Origin of the sequence: Cupriavidus numazuensis, from assembly GCF_905397435.1 — a bacterium.
Lineage (GTDB): Bacteria > Pseudomonadota > Gammaproteobacteria > Burkholderiales > Burkholderiaceae > Cupriavidus > Cupriavidus numazuensis.
The window spans coordinates 1-2,714 of the sequence record NZ_CAJPVI010000136.1 but is presented as its reverse complement, the minus strand read 5'-3'; the positions used below and the strand labels follow the sequence as shown (position 1 = coordinate 2,714).

2 protein-coding genes and 1 pseudogene are annotated in these 2,714 nt (G+C 58.1%); 2 read left to right on the top strand and 1 reads right to left on the bottom strand.

Translation table 11 applies throughout. From position 1 onward, the window contains the following. The first annotated feature begins 132 nt into the window (after positions 1–132). Together KHO41_RS41605 and KHO41_RS40800 are read left to right on the top strand one after the other, a co-directional pair. Positions 133–411: a DUF2726 domain-containing protein gene (locus tag KHO41_RS41605; RefSeq protein WP_342344513.1), complete on the top strand. Its 279-nt coding sequence runs from the start codon at positions 133–135 to the stop codon at positions 409–411. Next, a pseudogene (locus tag KHO41_RS40800) lies at positions 402–1,034 on the top strand (oxidoreductase); the annotation flags it as partial. The gene KHO41_RS41605 and the pseudogene KHO41_RS40800, both read left to right, overlap by 10 nt. Positions 1,035–1,183: 149 nt before the next feature. On the opposite strand, the gene KHO41_RS41855 reads toward KHO41_RS40800, so the two are convergent. After that, positions 1,184–2,122 (bottom strand): DUF1484 family protein, encoded by a 939-nt coding sequence (locus KHO41_RS41855; RefSeq protein ID WP_211958861.1) that lies wholly within the window; start codon positions 2,120–2,122, stop codon positions 1,184–1,186. Positions 2,123–2,714 lie beyond the last annotated feature (592 nt).

Sequence of the window (2,714 nt, the reverse complement as noted above, 5' to 3'; positions counted from 1 at the left end):
TCCAGCACCACCCGGAACTTGTCCGCACTGGACCACTTGTCACTCTGCTTGCCGTTGCCTGGCACAACCTTTCCTTGCTCTCGCGCCTCGTGGCGCCAGGTGCGCAGGCTCGCATCGCCGAGCAACCCGGACATGACGGAACGTGAGCTAGCCTTCATGGCGCGCGCCAGTTGCGATTTTGTGATCTATTTCAAGGTAGGCAAGACCCCGCTGGGGGTGATCGAAGTCGATGGTGGCTTTCATGACAAACCAGAACAGGCAGCGCGGGACGCAGTAAAGAACCAAATCCTGGCGAAAAGTAATCTGCCCATCCTGCGCCTGCGTACTGTCGAGAGTGATATCAAGGCGAGAATCGCTGGGTTTCTTGCAGCATGGGCACGTACGACCACCGACGAGGCCCTACCAAGGTAGGCGCCCGCCGCGGCGAAGACGCCTCGTGGCTGCCGGCGCTTGAGCCGGAGGCCATCCGGCAAGCGGTCCATGACAACCTGCGCAATCTGGGTGTGGAGGTGCTGGATGTCATCAACCTGCGGCTCATGGGGGATGTCCATGCGCCGACGGAAGGCTCGATCGAAAGGGAGGTCACTGCGCTGGCCGAGCTGCAAAGGCAGGGGCTGGTTCGCCACATCGGGCTGAGCAACGTAACGTCGGCGCAGGTGGCGCAGGCGCGGAAGATTGCGCCGGTTGTCTGTGTGCAGAACCAGTACAACCTGGTGCAGCGTGGCGATGATGCGCTGGTGGATGAACTGGCGGAGAAGGGGATTGCGTACGTGCCGTTCTTTCCGCTTGGCGGGTTCACGCCGATTCAGTCGGCGGGGTTGTCAAAGGTGGCGGAAGGGATCGGGGCGACGGCCATGCAGGTTGCGCTGGCCTGGTTGCTGCATCGGGCGCCGAATGTGTTGTTGATTCCGGGGACTTCGTCGGTGGGGCATTTGAGGGAGAACTTGAGGGCGGGGGAGATTGTGTTGACGGATGCTGTGCTGGCGGAGCTGGATGCGATCGGAGGCGCAACGCGCGGGCATGCGGTTGTGTGAGTCCGTCGCAGCGATCAGCGGCTGGGTCTTGAGGGGATACTGAGGCATCAGCTTGCATCACGACACCGGTGCCAGAACCAGAACGGCGCGAGACCAGTTGGCTCGCGCCGTTTTGCTTTCAGGCCCGCTGTGAGCGGGCCTGTCCCTCGTCAGACAAGCGCCTGCAGGCGGTCGGCGTTCTGGTCGATCTGCTGCTTGAGCGGCAAGAGCAGGGCGTGGAGGCCCGTGCAATCGGGGATGTCGTCGCTCTGCAGGTCCAGCAGGGTCAGGACGGAACGGAGGCCGGCGCTGACGCGCAGGAGGTCGTCGCTGGTTTCGAGGATGTGATCTTCGAGGGTGACGGGGGTGCTGGGTGGGGGCAGGGTGGTTTTGGCGAGGCGGCGGGCTAGGGCCCGATCGGCTTTGGCTAGGTTTTGGGCTAGCTGGGCTTGTTTTTGGGCGAGGGTGGGATCCTGTGGAGCAGGGATGGTGCTAGTCATTGCGACCTCCGGTACGTGAATGAGGGAGGCTCGTCGTCCGCTGTCAATCGGGTGGGCGAGCACGATGCAGGGTTGACAGACCGGCACGTACCACCGGCGAGCCCGAAGGCTCCCCCGCCTCGGCTCGCCCATAGGGTCGCGCGTAGGCGAAAAACGAGAGGATATGAAAGCAACGAATCTCTGCCTGACGGGATCAAGCACATTCGATTCATTTATTAATGAATATTTAATTAAATCAAAATCACCGGGAACAAGCATTAGACTTGGATCTGCCTGCCCGCTGAATTTCTTAACCAAAATACTTACACTATCGAGATCGGGTGGTGGCCCCAATTTATCGCTTATCTTGAAAATAGAGGGCGCAGAATGATCCTCCATTACGGACAGAATCGTCTTCTTTGCCGCTTTCAACTTTTCGTATCGGTCTTGCGAAACTATTGTCTGCGTAAGATTGAACTGCGGGTCGAAATCGATAAGTACTACGGAGCGTTTGAGATGGAAATACAAATGGCGGAATACATGCGCCGATATCGTCGTCTTTCCAACCCCGCCCTTCATATTGAGTACAGCGACTACCGCTCCTTTTTTCTTCTTTGGCGCTTTTGACACCTAAAACCCCTCGATTTTTATGTTGATATTAGTGATTTTTCCGCTTCGGAACTACGATTTCGCGGACGCGCTACTTTGACACATGATAACGCCAACCGTGACGAGCGTTGCCAGCTCCTAAGCGGTAGGTGATACGGCAACGGGTGGAACGGCAGCAATGGGGTGCGGATTCAACCGGAGCTACTCGGCCCCTGCAAACGAAAAAAAACCGCCCGAAGGCGGTTTTTCTCACTTACTACGTACCAAAGTTCTCAATAACTTTCTCACGTTCCGTGACATCGGACAATGTAGACGGATACAAAAGGTGAGAAAGGGTGCCTTGCTGGGCAAGGACTTGCGGGGAGTGCGCACGCATAAGGCGAGAAAACGGAACCCGTAAAATGAGAAATTCCGCCTGTGGCCTTCTCTAGCCCAGTGCCGAGCGAGCGGCTCATTGAACCTGTCCCATCAGCGGACGACGTTCGCGCTCGCACGCAGCTTTTGGGTATTCCGGCCCATCGTGACCGACGATTCCGGACGAACGTGACCGAGCATTCCGGTTCATCGTGACCGACGATTCCGGGCGAACGTGACCGATTTTCCGGCTGTCCGG

What these genes read in the sequence shown, in the direction of transcription:
- KHO41_RS41605 (WP_342344513.1), top strand. Translation starts at nt 133, where the DNA reads ATGACGGAACGTGAGCTAGCCTTCATGGCGCGCGCCAGTTGCGATTTT.